Source organism: Pleurocapsa sp. PCC 7319 (genome assembly GCF_000332195.1).
GTDB lineage: Bacteria > Cyanobacteriota > Cyanobacteriia > Cyanobacteriales > Xenococcaceae > Waterburya.
The window spans coordinates 4,723,515-4,739,758 of sequence record NZ_KB235922.1; the positions used below are offsets into that span (position 1 = coordinate 4,723,515).

Below are 16,244 nucleotides of genomic sequence, written 5' to 3' on the forward strand. Positions count from 1 at the left end.
CTTACCACGCTGATTGCTATCGCAATACAGACGTGGGGCTTCTCGCAATTTAGCTAATCTTCAACTTTGAGGTTCACTTTGTTCACCTAATCAGTATGCAAGATCGCCAGTTAAATCAGGTAGCTAATTATTTTAGTAATCCTCCTGTCCCAAATAATGTTCATCATTTTGCTGAGGAACCCTACCATTAGATACTACTGATTGAGGTTGTGATTCTGGCAAATCTGAATTTTCTAACTCCACAGCAGGTTGGCTTATACCTGATACTGGTGCAGCAGTAGTCATAATCTTGGTGCGACTTTGAGACTTCCAATGCTGATAGCTGAGGATAGGCAATGAAGCTACTTTCTTGGCTAATGCCCAGAAAAATACGTAACTGGCTAACAGACGTTCAAAAGAACTAAAGCGCGATTCTCTTAATTCTTCAATTAAGGCTTTTTGATCTTCGGCGTTTTTGTTTTGGAAGTAAAAAGAATCGTCACGAAAATAAAAACAATCCTCGTTACTTTCTAAAACGATCGCACTAGTCAAACCTTTATGGGCGATCGCTGGATTAGAACCCATAACCACAACTTCTGGTCCCACATCAATATTTCTAACACCATCCGCTTGCTTACCAGCCATGATTACGGCATGTTCTTGTTGTCTTAGCTTCTCACTCCTTCTGCCATCCGGTACGCCCAGAAATAGTAAAGTTCCTCGAACTACTCGATGTCCATAATCATGCAGGAGATCGTCTTCAGGATCGGCTCCGTGTACTTCAATAGAGGCAATTCCATAACTGAGGGAAAACAATTTGCTGACATAATTTTTTAGTAACTGGTGTACCCATGGCACATCACCAATTACCAAAGTTCTTTTGCCAATTCTGGCTAGTAGTTGTCTCCCCTGAAAGTATCGTAACCCTAGGGTCCACAGCCAAGAGCCAAAGATGTATATACCAATATCAACTAAGGTGATTACAGGATTAATCACCTTAAAGATGAATAATTCTGGAGGTATCTGAAAGAGCCAAACAAATATTCCTAATATGGTCTTGGCCAAGGGAATTGTATAACCAAAGGGAATTGCCCAGCCGACAGTGATTAAAACATATAGAGCATGAATTGCCCAAGCGACAGGACTTTCATTAATATGCCAAGCCCATTTACGACCATTTTTGATCAATTCTTGTTGAGTAGTAGATTCAATGGTCTTTCCTGTGGGCGTAGTCCCCATAATTTGCACTACACTGATATCGAGAAAGTCATTTTTCATTTTTTCCAGCACTGTCAGACTTTCCTGGGTGAGGGTCATACCAAAAGGCATTGAATTAGCGAAGGTATGTCTAATATTTTTGGCTACATACAATAACAGTTCTGTAAATGTTTGTTGGGCAGCAGCAACTGAAAGAGTTGCTGGTTCAGCGGTTCTACGTCCACTGCCATTGACAAAAATTTTGTGACGATCATTAAACTCAGATTCTCTTGATTTGATCGCAGGGGACCCCAAAAAGCTCCCCAATTCTCCCGTCATGATAAATAATTCCCGGATTTCTCGCTGACGATAGAGCTGATCGAAGGCGTTAATTGCCTGTACAGTGGGGAAAGTTTGTCCGGATTGGGTGATCGCCAGCACGATCGAATCTTTACCCAATTGCAAACTGCTCAAGTTGAGTTTCAGATTTTGTAAAATTTGATTAGAAGAGATACTTTGCACATTCAGCAAAGGAAAAATAGTGTTTAAATCTTGAGCAAACCGCTCTCCTAGCCAAAGACTATTCTCTACACCAACAATAAGCAAATCAATCGTTGGTTGTTTACTTAACTCCGATAACCCTGCTCGCAGCATTTTTTGTCTTTGCTTCTCGAAATTCCGCGCCTTTTCACACAATAAATAAACTAGATAACTAGCGCTTTGACAATTGAGAGAGTCTGGATTTTGCCAAGCTAATTTGATCTCTTCAAGAATGGCAGGTATTTCCTGATTGTCGCTGGCTATGGGATCATCAGTATTGTTAGCCGGATATTTAACATGAGGTAGATAGGGATGATTTACCATAGAAATCCATCGGTCTCTCAGTTCCGTTGGACTTAAATCTTCCCCTTTAAGCATGGAATAAATCGAGATATCGTTGGCACTGACTAGAGCAATTTCACCTCCTTTTTGGTCTAAATCAATCCGGTAAGATTCGGGAAGATTCAATAATACTGCATCAACAGCGGCTGGCTCTGAAGCATAAATCATATATCCTTCTTGCCAGTTGAAACCAATTGATATCGGTTGCCCCTGCGCGCTCAGTACCAATTGCTCTTTATCCAAAGTAGAAACAGTGACTAATCCAAAACTACCCTGAGCACCAGACATAAAAGTTTTGGTTGCTAAATGAGCATCATTGTGGAAGAAGGCATGAATCGCAGTTCTGACAAAATTCACTCTTTTTTGCCATGCCCATTGGCTGATTGAATCTTCTTTGGCGATCTCTTCTAATATGTCATGTTCCAAACGGCAGAGATACTGGTTGCAAGAGGGGGAATTGGGAGCTGCTAATAGTCGACGATAGAGCATGAATGTATGCTCAAAGATCTTAGCCCAGTCACTCAGCTCTTGTTCACTTGGTACCGTCAAAGGAGCGTCCCGATCAGGTTGTTGTCCTCCAAATGCGGATTCAATTGAATCGGCGATCGCTAAATAATAAGCTAATCTTACTGAAACGTACCAAATCCCTTGAGTGATTAAAAAATCCATCATCCCAGCAATTTTGGGGGAATCTCCCTTGGCATGATTGGGAGTATGCAATACTCGCTCTAGCCATAATCCTAATTCAGCATTTTCTACTGATTTGCCATAGAGTGTCCAGGCATCAAAATCTCCGTTGTGGGTAATACGGTGATTGACATTCATATCTTGACAAACCCATTGTCCTTCAGTGAACTGCCAAACTTTTTCATGTCTGGCACTCATCCATTCATGCCAGTGGGTTTCTAGTACTGCAGGTGGACCACTGGTGCCAAATCGATAATGCCATACTCCTGTAGTTGATAGCTTTAGAGGGGAAATACCTTTCCGTTGCGATTTGCGTCTCACGCTAGCAAACTCTGCTTCTAAAGAATTGGTCAAATTAGCTCTTTTACGATTGACAACCTTATCGCCGACAAACACAATTTGCTCATGATCATCCTGGGCTATTACTAATCCGCCACCTGCTTGTTCGCCCCGTATTTCAGTCTCTCGACCCATCTGAGAATACATATTGACCATTCTCTCTGGCAAAAGCAAATCTCCATCATCATCGAGACGTTGACAAATAAAGCCAAAATTACCGCAGTAAAATACATCTGCTATTCCTGTAATTAGAGCATTTATGTCTGTCCAAGAACTAATAGCAATTAGAATATTGGCAATGGTAAAAGCTTGAAAACATATCGTGGTGATATCGTTGACCAAGTAACCGCTATTATAGGCCTGAAATGCTATGGTTACTGCCAACAAATTACAGCCAATACCTGCTAAAGCTTTAACCCTGATCATCCAGGGGAGCTGATTTCCTGCTGCCACCCAAGGATAACTGTGCTGTTCTAATCCTGGAATAAAAATTGGTGCGCCGGGAACTAAAGATTGCAAAACGCTATTAACACTTCGATGTTCCAGAATATCAGCAATTTTTATTACATCATGCCGATCCACAAATGCGATCGCAACTGCATGACCTAATCCATGAATCAAAATGGCACTATTCCAAATCAACCTCACTAGTACAGTAATCGCCAGACAGATCAAACAACCCATCCATAAGTTTTGCTCGGTATAACCCAGGAATATAGAGACACCAAGGCTAATAATTTCAGGAATAAAATTTTTCATTGGTAAACCAAGTAACTATTGCATAAATGAATAAATAAATATCTTTAATTCAATTTGACAATTGGCAATTGCATTAGCAAGTTGAATAAGTTTATTTTTTGGCAATGCTTAAGATTAATTAGCCATAAATAATTAACAAATTTTGTTAATTATTACATTAAGTATATTATTTTACCAAATATAACTAAAAAGTATACTTTTCTACCAAAATTGTAGGCAATCTCTGACTTTAAAATATGAAAAATATTTTTTTTCTTCATTAGAATAATGCAGGAATTGCATATTCTTTAAATGTCCAAATGGTTGATATACTAAGAAAATGAACATTTACTAAACATATTTTCACTATAGCAGGTTACAGAAAAAAAAATCAGGGATTTTACTGATGAATCTTGACGTTGACTACCCTCGTAGTTATTATGTATTGTAGTTTACACCAGTCACAGAATTATATTGTGATTTATTTTACCAAAAAATCAAAAACAGTTCCCTAAAGCGAAAGTTTCAAGTGATTTTACGTAAATTGACTGTATAAAAATATATTTTGGTTTCATGATGCTGATTAAATAATTAATCCATGCTGATTAAATAATTAATCCATCCCAATAATTATGAACAAAGCATTTCGCAAACTGCATCTCCAGCTTGCTCCTATATTTCTCGTTCTTTTAATAGCTACTGCGGTCACAGGAATCATTGTTGGATTGGGTAGTCGCTTTGGCGGGTTGCCAACTGGTCTGAATAACTTTCTCATAGGAATTCATCAAGGGGGCTTTCTAGGTAGTAAGTTAGTTCCAATTTATGTTTTGCTGATGGGTTTAGGGGTATTCGCTATGGGATTAACTACTTTGATCAGCAGTAGTGGAGATCGTCTCATATCAGGACAAACTAAATCTGAGGTTTTAAGTGCATACAAAGTTCTCACCCCACTTATTGTCTTTCCTCTTGCTGTATGTGTTGAGACAGGGGTAGCTTACCGACTAGGTACAGATTGGTTGAATATGCCTAGCCAGCAAACAGAAATTTTCCTGTCGATTCACAATGGAGCTACATTGGGGACCATCTTGGGAACTTTCTATACCCTCCTCACAGGTATTGGATTGATCATGTTATCGATTATGGGTCTTCCCGTAGGACCATTTAGTACAGGCAAAACTAAAATTTCTCGGAATCGGTCTCAGGGAGTTTCAGCTCGGAAAACACAATCTACTCCTCTTGCGCTTGATAATCTTCTGCCGCTGAGGAAAAAAATTCGATTTGCAATTATTGTTTTCTCAGTAGTATTTACTGCCATACTTGCCTTTGCAACTAACAAAATATGGCAACCGATATTAATCATTGGGGCTGTTTTTACTTTACCAGCCTCAATCCTAGCCGAGAAGTTAATTCAAGATTGGCAGCAACAGAAAAAGTTCCAGGATAACTTTATGGATAAAGAAGCGGAAAGCGCGACTATTCTCAGAGCCATTCCTGATTCGATGTTGCGTATGACACAAGACGGCATCTGTCTGAGTTATATCCCAGCTAAAGGGGCTACTTCTTTTGTCATTCGAGGGGAGATCGTTAACAAACACGTAACTGAATTTTTGGCTCCCGAGATAGCGTTACAGTTTATCAAATCTGCCCAATTATCTTTAAAATCGGGATCAACCCATTTTTATCGCTTTCCTATACCCCTTGATAATGGAGGACAAAAGTATCATGAGGCTCGAATCAGTGCTATTGGAGCCACAGAAGTGCTGATTATGGTTCGAGAGATAGCTAATTTTGAGGATCTTCCAGTTGAGCCAGAGCAACCTCCAAAACCCCAGGATAACGACTCAATTCGTTTATTAACTGAGCCAGAACTAGTTGAGATTTTAGAATCAACTCTCCAAGATCCCCTAAAACAAGAGCAAAATCATATACTTTGCTGTTTAGTTGTCGATAATGTAGATATTGATCAAAACATAAAAGCTAATTCTAAGGAACATTTTGATTCTGCCAACGCTAGCGACTTTTTGATACATCAGGTTGCAGTCAAAATGAAGTCTTATCTGTCATCAAATTATATAGCGCGTCTAGAGAAAAACGAGCTAGTTTCTCTAGTACTGAATTGTTCCCTAGAACAAGCATCAGCATTAGTCGATGAATTGCGAAACACCCTAGATAATTTCTCATTCCAATGGCAAGAAAGTAGCTATCCAATCAAAGCCAGCATCTGTTTGCTCGAAATTAATGCTGATAGTCAAGACGCTGCTAATTTACTAGATGTTGCTAAGGCAACTTGTAATATGGCTAAACAAAAAGTCGATGTTAAGACTTTTTGGTAAGAGAGCTTCGCTCGTAGCCATAAGCTTAATTAGAAGAGATCGCCCAGTCTCCTGAATTCAATTCAAGGGTTTGCTAATATCTAACTTATTTGCTTTGTAATTAAGTTAGATATTAATGAATTCCTCTCGCTGGCAATTTTGGATTGATCGCGGTGGTACTTTTACCGACATAATTGCCCAAACTCCTACAGGCAGAATTGTCGTGCATAAGTTACTGTCAGAAAACCCTGAACGATACGAGGATGCGGCAATTCAGGGTATTAGAGAGCTGATGGAGATTAGCCAAGATCAGCCTATTCCTGCTGCTGAAATTGAATTAATCAAAATGGGGACAACAGTAGCTACAAATGCCCTGTTAGAGAGAAAAGGCGATCGCACTGTCTTAGCTATCACCCAAGGATTTAAAGATGCTCTACGTATTGGTTATCAAAATCGTCCAGATATTTTTGCCTTAGAGATTATTCTGCCGGAAATGCTCTATGAGCAAGTAGTAGAGATTGTGGAACGTTACGATGCCCAAGGAAATGAATTAATTCCTTTAGATAAAATTCGCGCAGAACAAGATTTACAAGCTGCCTATGACTCAGGAATACGTAGTTGCGCTATCGTATTGATGCATAGTTATCGCTATCCTCAACATGAACTAGAGGTCGGGTCAATTGCTCGCCAAATTGGTTTTACTCAGATCTCTATTTCCCATCAAGTTAGTCCATTGATCAAATTAATCGGTCGGGGAGATACCACCGTTGTTGATGCCTACCTTTCTCCTATATTACGTCGCTATGTAGAGCAAATTGCCCAACAGTTAGATGCAACTCACAAATCGATCAAACTAATGTTTATGCAGTCCAATGGAGGACTTATAGACGCAGACTTATTTCAAGGAAAAGATAGCATTCTATCGGGACCAGCAGGAGGTGTTGTCGGAGCGGTAAAAACCTGTTCTTTAGCAGGTTACAATCAGATTATCGGCTTTGATATGGGAGGAACATCTACTGATGTCAGTCACTATGCCGGGGAATATGAACGGAGCTTTGAAAGCGAGGTAGCAGGAGTTAGATTGCGCTCGCCGATGATGTCGATTCATACCATTGCTGCGGGAGGAGGATCAATCTTATATTTCGATGGTAGTAGATATCGGGTGGGACCAGAATCCGCTGGGGCTAACCCAGGTCCTGCTGCTTATGGCAAAGGGGGAGATTTAACCGTTACTGACTGCAACGTAATGGTCGGTAAACTTCAGCCCGAATTTTTCCCTCAGGTATTTGGGAAAAATGCTGATAAACCATTAGATCGAGCAATTGTAAAACAAAAATTTCAAGTCTTGGCGCAGGGAATTAAAGACGGCAAAACTTCAGAACAAATCGCCTCAGGTTATCTGGCGATCGCTGTTGAAATGATGGCCAATGCAATTAAAAAGATTTCGCTGCAAAAAGGTTATGACGTAACAGAATATACCCTCTGTTGTTTTGGTGGGGCGGGAGGACAACACGCTTGTCTAATTGCCGATGTTCTGGGTATTAAGCGTATTTTTATTCATCCTTATGCGGGAGTACTATCAGCTTATGGTATTGGCTTAGCTGATATTAGGATTCTGAAAGAAAAATCTCTAGAAGCCGAATTAAAACCAGAATTACTCGGCAATTTACAACAGGTTTTTCAAAAGTTAATTAGTGTCGCTCAAGAAGAACTATCTGGGCAACAAGTAACAATCAAAAATACGACAATCCTGCAAAAAGTCCATCTAAAATACAGTGGTACAGACTCCAGTTTAATCGTTGATTTTGCCAATTTAGAGCAAATGCGATCGCAATTTGAGCAGGAATATCAACAACGCTATGGCTTTAAGTTTACCGATAAAGATTTAATAGTTGAAACTGTTGCTGTAGAGTCAATTTGTCCTACCTACACTCCTGAATCAAGAATAACTGAGCGTCAAAATAATCATTTACCTCAAGCAATTACTACTGTAAAAATCTATACTGCTGATGCCTGGTATGAAACTCCTGTATACCAACGAGAAACTCTACAACCAGGAGATATAGTTGATTCCCCAGCAATTATTATCGAAGCTACAGGTACAAATATTGTGGAACCTGGTTGGCAAGGACAAATCAGCGATCGGTTAGATTTGATATTGGAAAAGAAGAACTAATAGATTATTTATAGCCGTACAAAATGAAGTTCGTAGCATCTATCATTGGGTTTCCAGTGTAAAAATTCGGTGAATTCTAATAGTTTTGGTACAGCTTGAGTCATGATATACCCACCTTATTCAGAAGTTGAATTTGTTTCCTAGGAGTTCGACAAAGCGAAAAAAGCTTAAATATTTTGCAAGTTTCTAATTTCTAGATCTCTAGAGTCCTGATTATTTGGTTAAGAAAAACATAACTCCGAACTCCGAACTCCGAATTCCGAACTCACGTTTAACTGGTAGGGTGAATAAGGTTAACTTAGTCAGCGTAATGAATGTTCGATTTATTAAACGTCTTTTTCGCCTTTATCATTTTGGCGATTTTATTATTGGTCGCGGTATATATCAAGCAGAAAGTTCTCTTACTTCAGCAGTTATACTTACCAGAATCAATCATTGCTGGAGCAATCGCCCTTGTATTTGGCACAGAGGTATTAGGCAAGTTTGCATTACATATTAATCCTCAATCTGATTTAGTTTCTGGTTTATTCCCCGAAACTATGCAACAGATTTGGTTGCAATGTCCCTCGGTATTTATCAATATTGTTTTTGCCGCCTTATTCCTAGGAGAAAAGATTCCCAATCCTCAAGATATCTGGCGCAAAACTGCCCCTCAAGTAGCTTTTGGTCAGAGTTTAGCTTGGGGACAATATGTATTTGGTATTCTCACGGTTACATTTATTTTGATTCCTTTATTTAATATCGATCCCCTGGCTGCAACTCTGATTGAAATCGGCTTTGAGGGAGGACATGGGACAGCAGCAGGAATGGCAAATACCTTGGATAAATTAGGTTTTCCTGAAGGGGGCAACCTAGCCTTGGGTTTAGCCACGGTCGGTATAATTACAGGAATTGTCTGCGGTACGTGGTTGATCCAGTGGGGACAAAAAAAAGGCTATGTTCAACAGAAAAATTTCAATATAGGTCGGCAGGAGTTAGTTACCAATCAAGAGATAGAGGAAGTAGCAACGCAAAAAGCCTCTGTAATGGAACATGTCGGAATTGATGTTCTTTCCCTTAATTGTGGTTTTACAGCGATCGCGATCGCTATGGGGTGGTTAATTCTTAGAGGCTTGTTCTGGTTAGAATCGGTATCCTGGGGTAAAAATGGTTTAGAACTAATTGAAGCTGTTCCCCTGTTTCCCATGGCGTTGATTGGCGGGATTATCCTTCAGGTCATGATGAATAGATTAGGCATAAGTTATCTAATTGATCGTCAGATGCAGGAAAGAATCGGCGGCATTGCGATCGATGTCGTGATCGTTACGGCGATCGCTGGACTTGATTTGACTATTCTTGGGGATAACCTAGGGGTCTTTATTAGTCTTTCCCTAATCGGTATTATCTGGAATATCTTTGCCTTTATTGTCATTGCACCCCGCATTATTCCTATTCATTGGTTTGAAAGAGGACTGGGAGATATGGGACAGTCTATGGGAGTTACCGCCACAGGAATTTTATTAATTCGTATGGTTGACCCAGAAAACAAGACCGCTGCCTTTGAAAGTTTCGCCTACAAACAACTTTTCTTTGAACCAATTGTCGGTGGCGGTTTGTTTACCGCTGCTGCACCTGTGTTAATTGTTCAGTTTGGTTCTACACCAGTATTATTATTGACTTCGGGATTACTAATTTTTTGGTTGGTTTTTGGCATCATTAACTATCAAAAAATCAAGGAATCAACTGCTCAAGAAAATAATTTGATTAGTTTAAGGAACAAATAAAATACTGCGATTTGAGATAATTAGTTAAATGTATATCGGTTAAACATCATCAATGAAATATCTTGAAGGTAAAGTTGCCCTGGTCACAGGAGCATCCAGAGGACTAGGAAAAGGTATTGCCATTGGTTTAGGAGAAGCAGGAGCGACTGTTTATATTACTGGTCGTAGTTGGGAAAAATCTACTGCCGAGTCAAATATTGCGGGAACTCTTCAAGAAACTCAATTAGCCGTGGAGGCAGCAGGAGGAATTTGCATTCCAGTTCAAGTAGACCATAGTGAAGATCGACAAATCCGTCTCTTATTTGAACGTATTCAAGCTGAACAGGGAAAATTAGATCTATTAGTCAATAATGTTTTTGCGGGAGTACGGGCTTTGAGAGATGCTTATGGCAAACCCTTTTGGCATCATGAGCCTAGTCTTTGGGATGCGGTAAATAATGTTGGTCTGCGTAGTCATTACGTTAGCAGTATCTATGCTGCAAAAATTATGAGTAAGAGTTCTCAAGGACTGATCTGTACTATATCCTCTTGGGGTGGATTGTCTTATATTTTTGGTGCTGCCTATGGCGCAGGAAAATCGGCGTGCGATCGCCTGGCAGCGGATATGGCAGTAGAACTAAAATCAGCGAATATTGCTTCGGTAGCTATTTGGCCAGGAATTGTCGGCACAGAAAATATCTCGGCCTTTGCTGAAGAAATGGATGATGAACAGTCTAGAGCAACTTTTGGCGATGGTTATAACTGGGAAACTCCTTTACTAACAGGAAGAGCGATCGCTGCTTTAGCTGCCGAGTCAGATATTATGCAACACACAGGAAAAGTTAAAATCGTCGCTGAAATGGCAGAAAAATATAATCTAGTTGACCGTGATGGAAATCGTCCTGTTTCTTTGCGTTCTTTACGCTTTGTATTACCCTTTGCTGTTCCTAGATTTAGGAAATATGCGAGGCTGATACCCAATCTTAAAATGCCTTGGTGGATATTACTTATGGCTACTCTCCAATCTCCTAAGATCTAATAAGCTCTGAAAAGTTAACCAGTAAAAAAATATGAAAAAATCATGACTGAATTAAATAATGCTGTTATCTTGCTCACCGGAGCAGCAGGGGGCTTTGGTAGAGAACTTACTAAGCAGTTGTTAGCCAAGGGCAGCCGCTTAATTCTGACAGATCTGGATCTGGGGATTCTTAAAGCTGAGGTTGAAGCTATACAAACTAAGGTAACTACGGGAGAGGTAATCCAATGCTTCGAGACTGATTTAGCAACTCGGACAGGTTGTCACTATCTTTATCAACAGGTTACAGCATTAAATATTCCCCTAAATATCTTGATTAACAATGCGGGAATTGGCATATTTGGTCGGATGGATGAAGTACCTGCGGAACAATGGGAACAGTTGATGGAAGTGAACTTAATGACCCCGATGCGTCTAAGTTCTTTGTTTGTCGCTGATATGATTGCCCGTCAACAAGGACATATTGTAAATATTTCTTCCTTGGCAGGTTGGATTGCTCCTGCGGGTATGGCTCACTACTCTGCTAGTAAGTTTGGCTTGCGGGGATTTAGTGAGGGTCTATTCAATGAGGTAAAACCTTATAATATAAAAGTTACGGCAGTTTATCCTTTTTTTAGCCGTACTCCAATTTTGCAATCTGCAAGATACGGTACTTTCGCTGAAAATTCTCAGTCTCTACCTGATTATCTTATTACTGAACCTGCTGAAGTTATGAGCAAAACGATTCAAGCAATTGTTCGCGATCGACTTCATGTATATCCCGATCGGATGGCAAACACGATCCATTTGCTCAAACAATATGTTCCGCCACTGTTTGACTGGATAGGCGATCGCTTTTCCTAATTTGTAGGCTAGCCTGATCTATAAGAATCAATTACAAGAAACGCGATACTTAATCGTTTGTTAGTTCCGTTGGTGGTTTAACTTGTAAGCTGTCTTGTCCCAGTGTTTCTAAATTCAGTTCCCATTTTGGTGGATTGCTCAAAGTATTGTACTGATATGTAGCTAAACATTGTTCTTTTTGATTGAAAACATTAAGGCTATAGCCATACCTTCTCGCAACAGTGCCAAACTGATTTACAAATCGATAGCGTCCTAAATAGTCTAGCAAAGTCCATAATTGCCAATTAACAACTAAATTAACCTGTTGTTTTTTGGGATAAGTAAGCCAGTTTTGAATTAATTTTCCACCAAAGGGATCGAATTGCTCAGCTGCCCACCAGAATCTCTCTTGGGTTCCACTGAGGAAAGAACCACTATTTTCAGATATATCGTTGTGAGCTTTTTCGATGTTTTTGGCTTTAGTTATTGACGATGAAACTTTAGCCTGTGGTTTTTCACAGGCATTGGCAACCTTTAAAGCCATTTCTGGCGCAGTTGCATTATTTGAATGAAGCTTGTTGAGCGTGCCTTGGTAAGTAGTCTTATAAGCGATCAGCTTCGCTGGTACGCGGTGAAGCACTTCCGTTGGGCGGGTTCCCAAGGCAGCGTGTTGCGGGGGTTCCCCCCGTTGTAGCGACTGCCGCCGACTTGAGGAAAGCGCGAAAGTGCGGTCTTGCGAGACAGTCCGTTGGCGGGGTTCCCCCGCTTGAAGGAACTGTCGCCCTAAAGGATACCGCTTCGCATAAGGGCGGGGGTTTCCAAGGGGCTGTTGCCGTGGGTTCCCCGCGGCATTTATAAGCCCCGCCCCATGAGCAACTTTCGTAACAAAGGACTTGTCCACATGTAGTGCTTCACCCGAAGGGAGCATAATCGCCTTTGGCGGTGGGCTTTGTCCAATCGCACTTTTGCCAATTAACAAGTATAATAATCCAACTAGATAAACTACTTTGCTATATCCCTTCATAGGTCATTAGTACTAGATGTATGATTAGGCAAAATGCATTTTGCTAATTAAACAGTGAGGCAACTTGACGATAACTACTTACTTTTAGGGATTTTGCAAAAAAATATTCAACTAGTTATTAGCTGTTAGCTACTGGCTTTTAGCTTGGCATCAAAAAAGAGCTTGGACTCCTCTTTGATGATAGTCTCACTAAAGAGAGAGGGAATTCGACTCTTCCTTGGTTAGAAGCTTTTTAAATTTTTTAATTTACCTAATATCTAATTATAGACTATACCTCTAATCAATTGACTGCAGTTCACTTTTTTCAGCAGGCTGAAGTTCGCTTTTTTCAGGCAGTATAAAATCAACATTTGATTCCTCAGTATCAGTTTGTTCTGATTTAAAATCAAAGTCTGTTTCTCTCATTTTGAGACATAATTCAAACAGTACTTCTGCCAAAGCACTGCGCGAAACTTTATTGGCAGATAAATCGGCAACATTGCTTTCTAACCTCTCAAATATTTGTTGCTTAAGCAACTGCAAGTCTCGATCTAGTGAAGCTTTGGATTGGGTGATTTCTGATTTTAAGCTATTAGTATGAGCATTAAGGCTTTTTTGTAAGTAATCAATATTATCGTAGCTATTTTGAGCTACTGTATCAATTTCCTGCTGCATCTTAGTCTGTTCTTCATGGGTATTAATATCCAAAAACTTGATTCTTTTTTCTAAAGAACTGGCAACAGAGTTGATTTTGCGTACTAAAGAACTTTCTAGCTGTTCTAAGCGTTCTTCAACGACTAAGCGAAACTTTTTCGTCTCTGACTCAAGTTGATTTAATCGTTGATCGTATTGTTCTAACTTGCTATCGTACTTTTCTATATGTTCACCAAATAAAAGGTCTTGCAATTGAGTGATATTACCCAAACGCTTACGCATTTCGGCTTTAGTGATTTTATTCATTTTTAATCTTCTCAAACCAGATAAATTTTCCAACTTAAATACTCAAGTAAACGTATAATCTATTGTGCATTTATTTTTTAGATTGATACCTTTTCTGTATAAGGTCTAGGCTCCAAAAAACCAATTTAAATGCATCTTAGCTTAAAATGAGTTGCACTCCAGTATATTAGCTTAAGGCTATTTTTTGAGGTAATAATGGTTGATAAAAAATAGCTAAAACTTATACATTAAAAACTAATAGTATTTTACCCTTAAAATTGATTTTTGAAAATTTGCTAATTATTGTTTACTGGTAGCTTAACTAAAATATGAGTACCCTGATTTACTTGACTTTCAATAGTTATTGAGCCTTGATAAAGTTCCACTGCCTTTTTGACAATAGATAATCCTAAACCAGTACCAGCAGTATTATCAACATTGCTCGCACGATAAAAAGATTCAAATATATGCTTTTGAGATTCTTCGGGAATACCAATACCGCGATCGCGAACTTCAATTACGATTTCTGCTGGTTCCTGGGAGTTCGACATCTTCAAATCTACAGTGTCTCCGGGACGAGAATATTTAAGAGCATTAGATAATAAATTACTGAGAATATGCCTTAACGTTGTTTTGTCTAGAAAAGCGGGATTTATCTCAACTAAGTAACTAAAGTTAACTTTTTTATCTGCATAAATAGACTCTAACTCTTGAATTATTTGGGAACAAAAAACTTCTAAATCCAGTGGAGCTAATTGCAGCTTTTGCTTACCAGATTCAGCTTTGCTCAAAATTAGAACATCTTCTAGCAAAGAATTCATATTTAATGCCGCATCTTGAATCGATTGCAAATAAAATTTACGATCTGAATCATTTAGATTTTCTTCACTACTAAGATTTTGTACACAAAGTAAAATACTACTTAAGGGATTCCGAAATTCATGGGAAGCCATGGAAATAAACCCCGATTTCAATTGTCTTAGTTCTTGTTCTCTAGCCAAAGAATTACGGATCTCAGCTTCTGCTTTTTTTCTGGCTGTAATATCTCTGCCGATGTAAACACAATTAAAAAAATTCTTAATTTCTGTTGGAGCAATGAAGCAATCAAACTCGATTTGGATCTCTTTCTTCTGTTTGCTAATAAAGTTAACTTCAATCTTGCTAACAGACTCTTGCGAAGATAATAAGTAATTATATATTTGTTGATGATTAAAAGTTTTGTCTTGAATAATATTATCTATTGATTGATTAAGTAGTTCAGATTTCTTTTGACCAAATAAATCTGTGGTTGATTTATTGACACGTTCTATTGTTCCCTGAGGAGTTGTAATCAACAACACATCCCTCATAGAAGCTATAATTTTATTAGTACAATACTCAAATCTTTGTAGCTTATTAAGGGCTATTTCAACCTCATTAAGCCTTTGTACAGATTTTTGTTTATTTAAGGTCAGATTTGTAACATCTTCAAATAATACAACTAGATAATTTTCAATTGACTTTATATATAAATCAAAGTATATATCCTTGTCTTCTTCTTGGCTACGAGTAATACTTTCTAAAACAAAGCTTTCTTGTTGTCCCAATAATATTTCTTCGCAGATAGATTCTAAACCAACTATTTCAGGTAATATAGTTCTAATATCTTTACCTAGGGCAATATTTTGATCACAGTTAACATATTTCTGACTGTTAGATGAAAATTGCACAATGCTAAGATTTTCATCGGTGATCAAATAATCTTTGTTGTCTATAATCGGTATTAAATCCACGATTTAGTTTAATTGTTACTTACTTGATTGATACATTGTTTTAGATACTCCGAACAAATTAAACCAGGACATAAATACAATCAATCGCTAAAAATTTTGCGGTAGATTGAATGTAAACTAAAGTACCGTTTCGAAAACCTCAAAAAATAAGGTGCTCATTAACTTTTTAACTTCGTCGAGAAGTTTCCTGCAACTTATCGGCGATTTTAATTGAATTTTGGCACTCAGTTTTAATTTAAGATAATTACTTAAATAATGAAAAACGATCGCAAACTGTTATATTTTCAGACAGCGATCGCTTATTCTAAAATGCGGATTCACCGCTTTGGTGCTTGTGTTACAAATTACATATTTTTCTTCCATCTGCCTGTTGTGAGATGAATTACAATTATCAATTAATGTAACTAACCGAGCGAAATAGAGAGTTTAACGGTAACGTTTCTTACGACGGGCAATTGCTTTGCGTTTACGCTTTTCAATCGGTGTTTCGTAGTGACGACGACGTTTTATATCGGCGAAGATACCTGCTTTAGACACTTGACGTTTAAATCGACGTAATGCAGATTCTATATTTTCGTTTTGTCCAACAACCACTTGGGTCATTAAAAATCATCCTCCAA

11 protein-coding genes are annotated in these 16,244 nt (G+C 38.7%); 6 read left to right on the top strand and 5 right to left on the bottom strand.

Going from position 1 to position 16,244, the window contains the following annotated elements:
* Nucleotides 1-132: 132 nt before the first annotated feature.
* On the bottom strand, nucleotides 133-3,843 hold the full coding sequence (locus PLEUR7319_RS0125560; protein ID WP_019508075.1) for a hypothetical protein: 3,711 nt from the start codon (nucleotides 3,841-3,843) through the stop codon (nucleotides 133-135).
* A 611-nt stretch (nucleotides 3,844-4,454) separates the two neighbouring features.
* Here PLEUR7319_RS0125560 and PLEUR7319_RS38540 point away from each other — a divergent pair.
* The 5 genes from PLEUR7319_RS38540 (at nucleotide 4,455) to PLEUR7319_RS0125585 (ending at nucleotide 11,931) form a co-directional block, all read left to right on the top strand.
* Nucleotides 4,455-6,155: a diguanylate cyclase domain-containing protein gene (locus PLEUR7319_RS38540; protein WP_019508076.1), complete on the top strand. Its 1,701-nt coding sequence runs from the start codon at nucleotides 4,455-4,457 to the stop codon at nucleotides 6,153-6,155.
* Nucleotides 6,156-6,270: 115 nt separating this feature from the next.
* Complete coding sequence (locus tag PLEUR7319_RS0125570; protein WP_019508077.1) at nucleotides 6,271-8,310, top strand: hydantoinase/oxoprolinase family protein; 2,040 nt, start codon at nucleotides 6,271-6,273, stop codon at nucleotides 8,308-8,310.
* A 314-nt stretch (nucleotides 8,311-8,624) separates the two neighbouring features.
* Entirely contained in the window at nucleotides 8,625-10,073 is a 1,449-nt protein-coding gene (locus PLEUR7319_RS0125575) for a sodium/glutamate symporter (RefSeq protein ID WP_019508078.1), read from the top strand.
* Between the two features lie 52 nt (nucleotides 10,074-10,125).
* Entirely contained in the window at nucleotides 10,126-11,091 is a 966-nt protein-coding gene (locus PLEUR7319_RS0125580; RefSeq protein WP_019508079.1) for an SDR family NAD(P)-dependent oxidoreductase, read from the top strand.
* Nucleotides 11,092-11,133: 42 nt separating this feature from the next.
* Nucleotides 11,134-11,931, top strand: a complete 798-nt coding sequence (locus PLEUR7319_RS0125585; RefSeq protein ID WP_019508080.1) for an SDR family oxidoreductase — start codon at nucleotides 11,134-11,136, stop codon at nucleotides 11,929-11,931.
* 49 nt (nucleotides 11,932-11,980) lie between these two features.
* On the opposite strand, the gene PLEUR7319_RS41465 is transcribed toward PLEUR7319_RS0125585, so the two are convergent.
* The 3 genes from PLEUR7319_RS41465 to PLEUR7319_RS0125600 form a co-directional block, all read right to left on the bottom strand.
* A complete protein-coding gene (locus PLEUR7319_RS41465; protein WP_019508081.1) occupies nucleotides 11,981-12,934 on the bottom strand; it encodes a hypothetical protein in 954 nt (317 codons plus the stop codon).
* A 276-nt stretch (nucleotides 12,935-13,210) separates the two neighbouring features.
* Nucleotides 13,211-13,873, bottom strand: a complete 663-nt coding sequence (locus PLEUR7319_RS0125595) for a hypothetical protein (protein WP_019508082.1) — start codon at nucleotides 13,871-13,873, stop codon at nucleotides 13,211-13,213.
* A 275-nt stretch (nucleotides 13,874-14,148) separates the two neighbouring features.
* On the bottom strand, nucleotides 14,149-15,624 hold the full coding sequence (locus PLEUR7319_RS0125600; protein ID WP_019508083.1) for a PAS domain-containing sensor histidine kinase: 1,476 nt from the start codon (nucleotides 15,622-15,624) through the stop codon (nucleotides 14,149-14,151).
* A gap of 255 nt (nucleotides 15,625-15,879) precedes the next feature.
* On the opposite strand from PLEUR7319_RS0125600, the gene PLEUR7319_RS43205 reads away from it, so the two are divergent.
* Nucleotides 15,880-16,005, top strand: a complete 126-nt coding sequence (locus PLEUR7319_RS43205) for a hypothetical protein (protein ID WP_256380649.1) — start codon at nucleotides 15,880-15,882, stop codon at nucleotides 16,003-16,005.
* 45 nt (nucleotides 16,006-16,050) lie between these two features.
* Here PLEUR7319_RS43205 and rpsU read toward each other — a convergent pair whose 3' ends face one another.
* Nucleotides 16,051-16,227, bottom strand: a complete 177-nt coding sequence (gene rpsU, locus PLEUR7319_RS0125605) for a 30S ribosomal protein S21 (RefSeq protein WP_006507325.1) — start codon at nucleotides 16,225-16,227, stop codon at nucleotides 16,051-16,053.
* Nucleotides 16,228-16,244 lie beyond the last annotated feature (17 nt).

Bases quoted from the DNA above. Each gene is read 5' to 3' on its own strand.
- PLEUR7319_RS0125560 (WP_019508075.1), bottom strand. From the start codon at position 3,843: ATGAAAAATTTTATTCCTGAAATTATTAGCCTTGGTGTCTCTATATTC.
- PLEUR7319_RS38540 (WP_019508076.1), top strand. From the start codon at position 4,455: ATGAACAAAGCATTTCGCAAACTGCATCTCCAGCTTGCTCCTATATTT.
- PLEUR7319_RS0125570 (WP_019508077.1), top strand. From the start codon at position 6,271: ATGAATTCCTCTCGCTGGCAATTTTGGATTGATCGCGGTGGTACTTTT.
- PLEUR7319_RS0125575 (WP_019508078.1), top strand. From the start codon at position 8,625: ATGTTCGATTTATTAAACGTCTTTTTCGCCTTTATCATTTTGGCGATT.
- PLEUR7319_RS0125580 (WP_019508079.1), top strand. From the start codon at position 10,126: ATGAAATATCTTGAAGGTAAAGTTGCCCTGGTCACAGGAGCATCCAGA.
- PLEUR7319_RS0125585 (WP_019508080.1), top strand. From the start codon at position 11,134: ATGACTGAATTAAATAATGCTGTTATCTTGCTCACCGGAGCAGCAGGG.
- PLEUR7319_RS41465 (WP_019508081.1), bottom strand. From the start codon at position 12,934: ATGAAGGGATATAGCAAAGTAGTTTATCTAGTTGGATTATTATACTTG.
- PLEUR7319_RS0125595 (WP_019508082.1), bottom strand. From the start codon at position 13,873: ATGAATAAAATCACTAAAGCCGAAATGCGTAAGCGTTTGGGTAATATC.
- PLEUR7319_RS43205 (WP_256380649.1), top strand. From the start codon at position 15,880: ATGAAAAACGATCGCAAACTGTTATATTTTCAGACAGCGATCGCTTAT.
- rpsU (WP_006507325.1), bottom strand. From the start codon at position 16,227: ATGACCCAAGTGGTTGTTGGACAAAACGAAAATATAGAATCTGCATTA.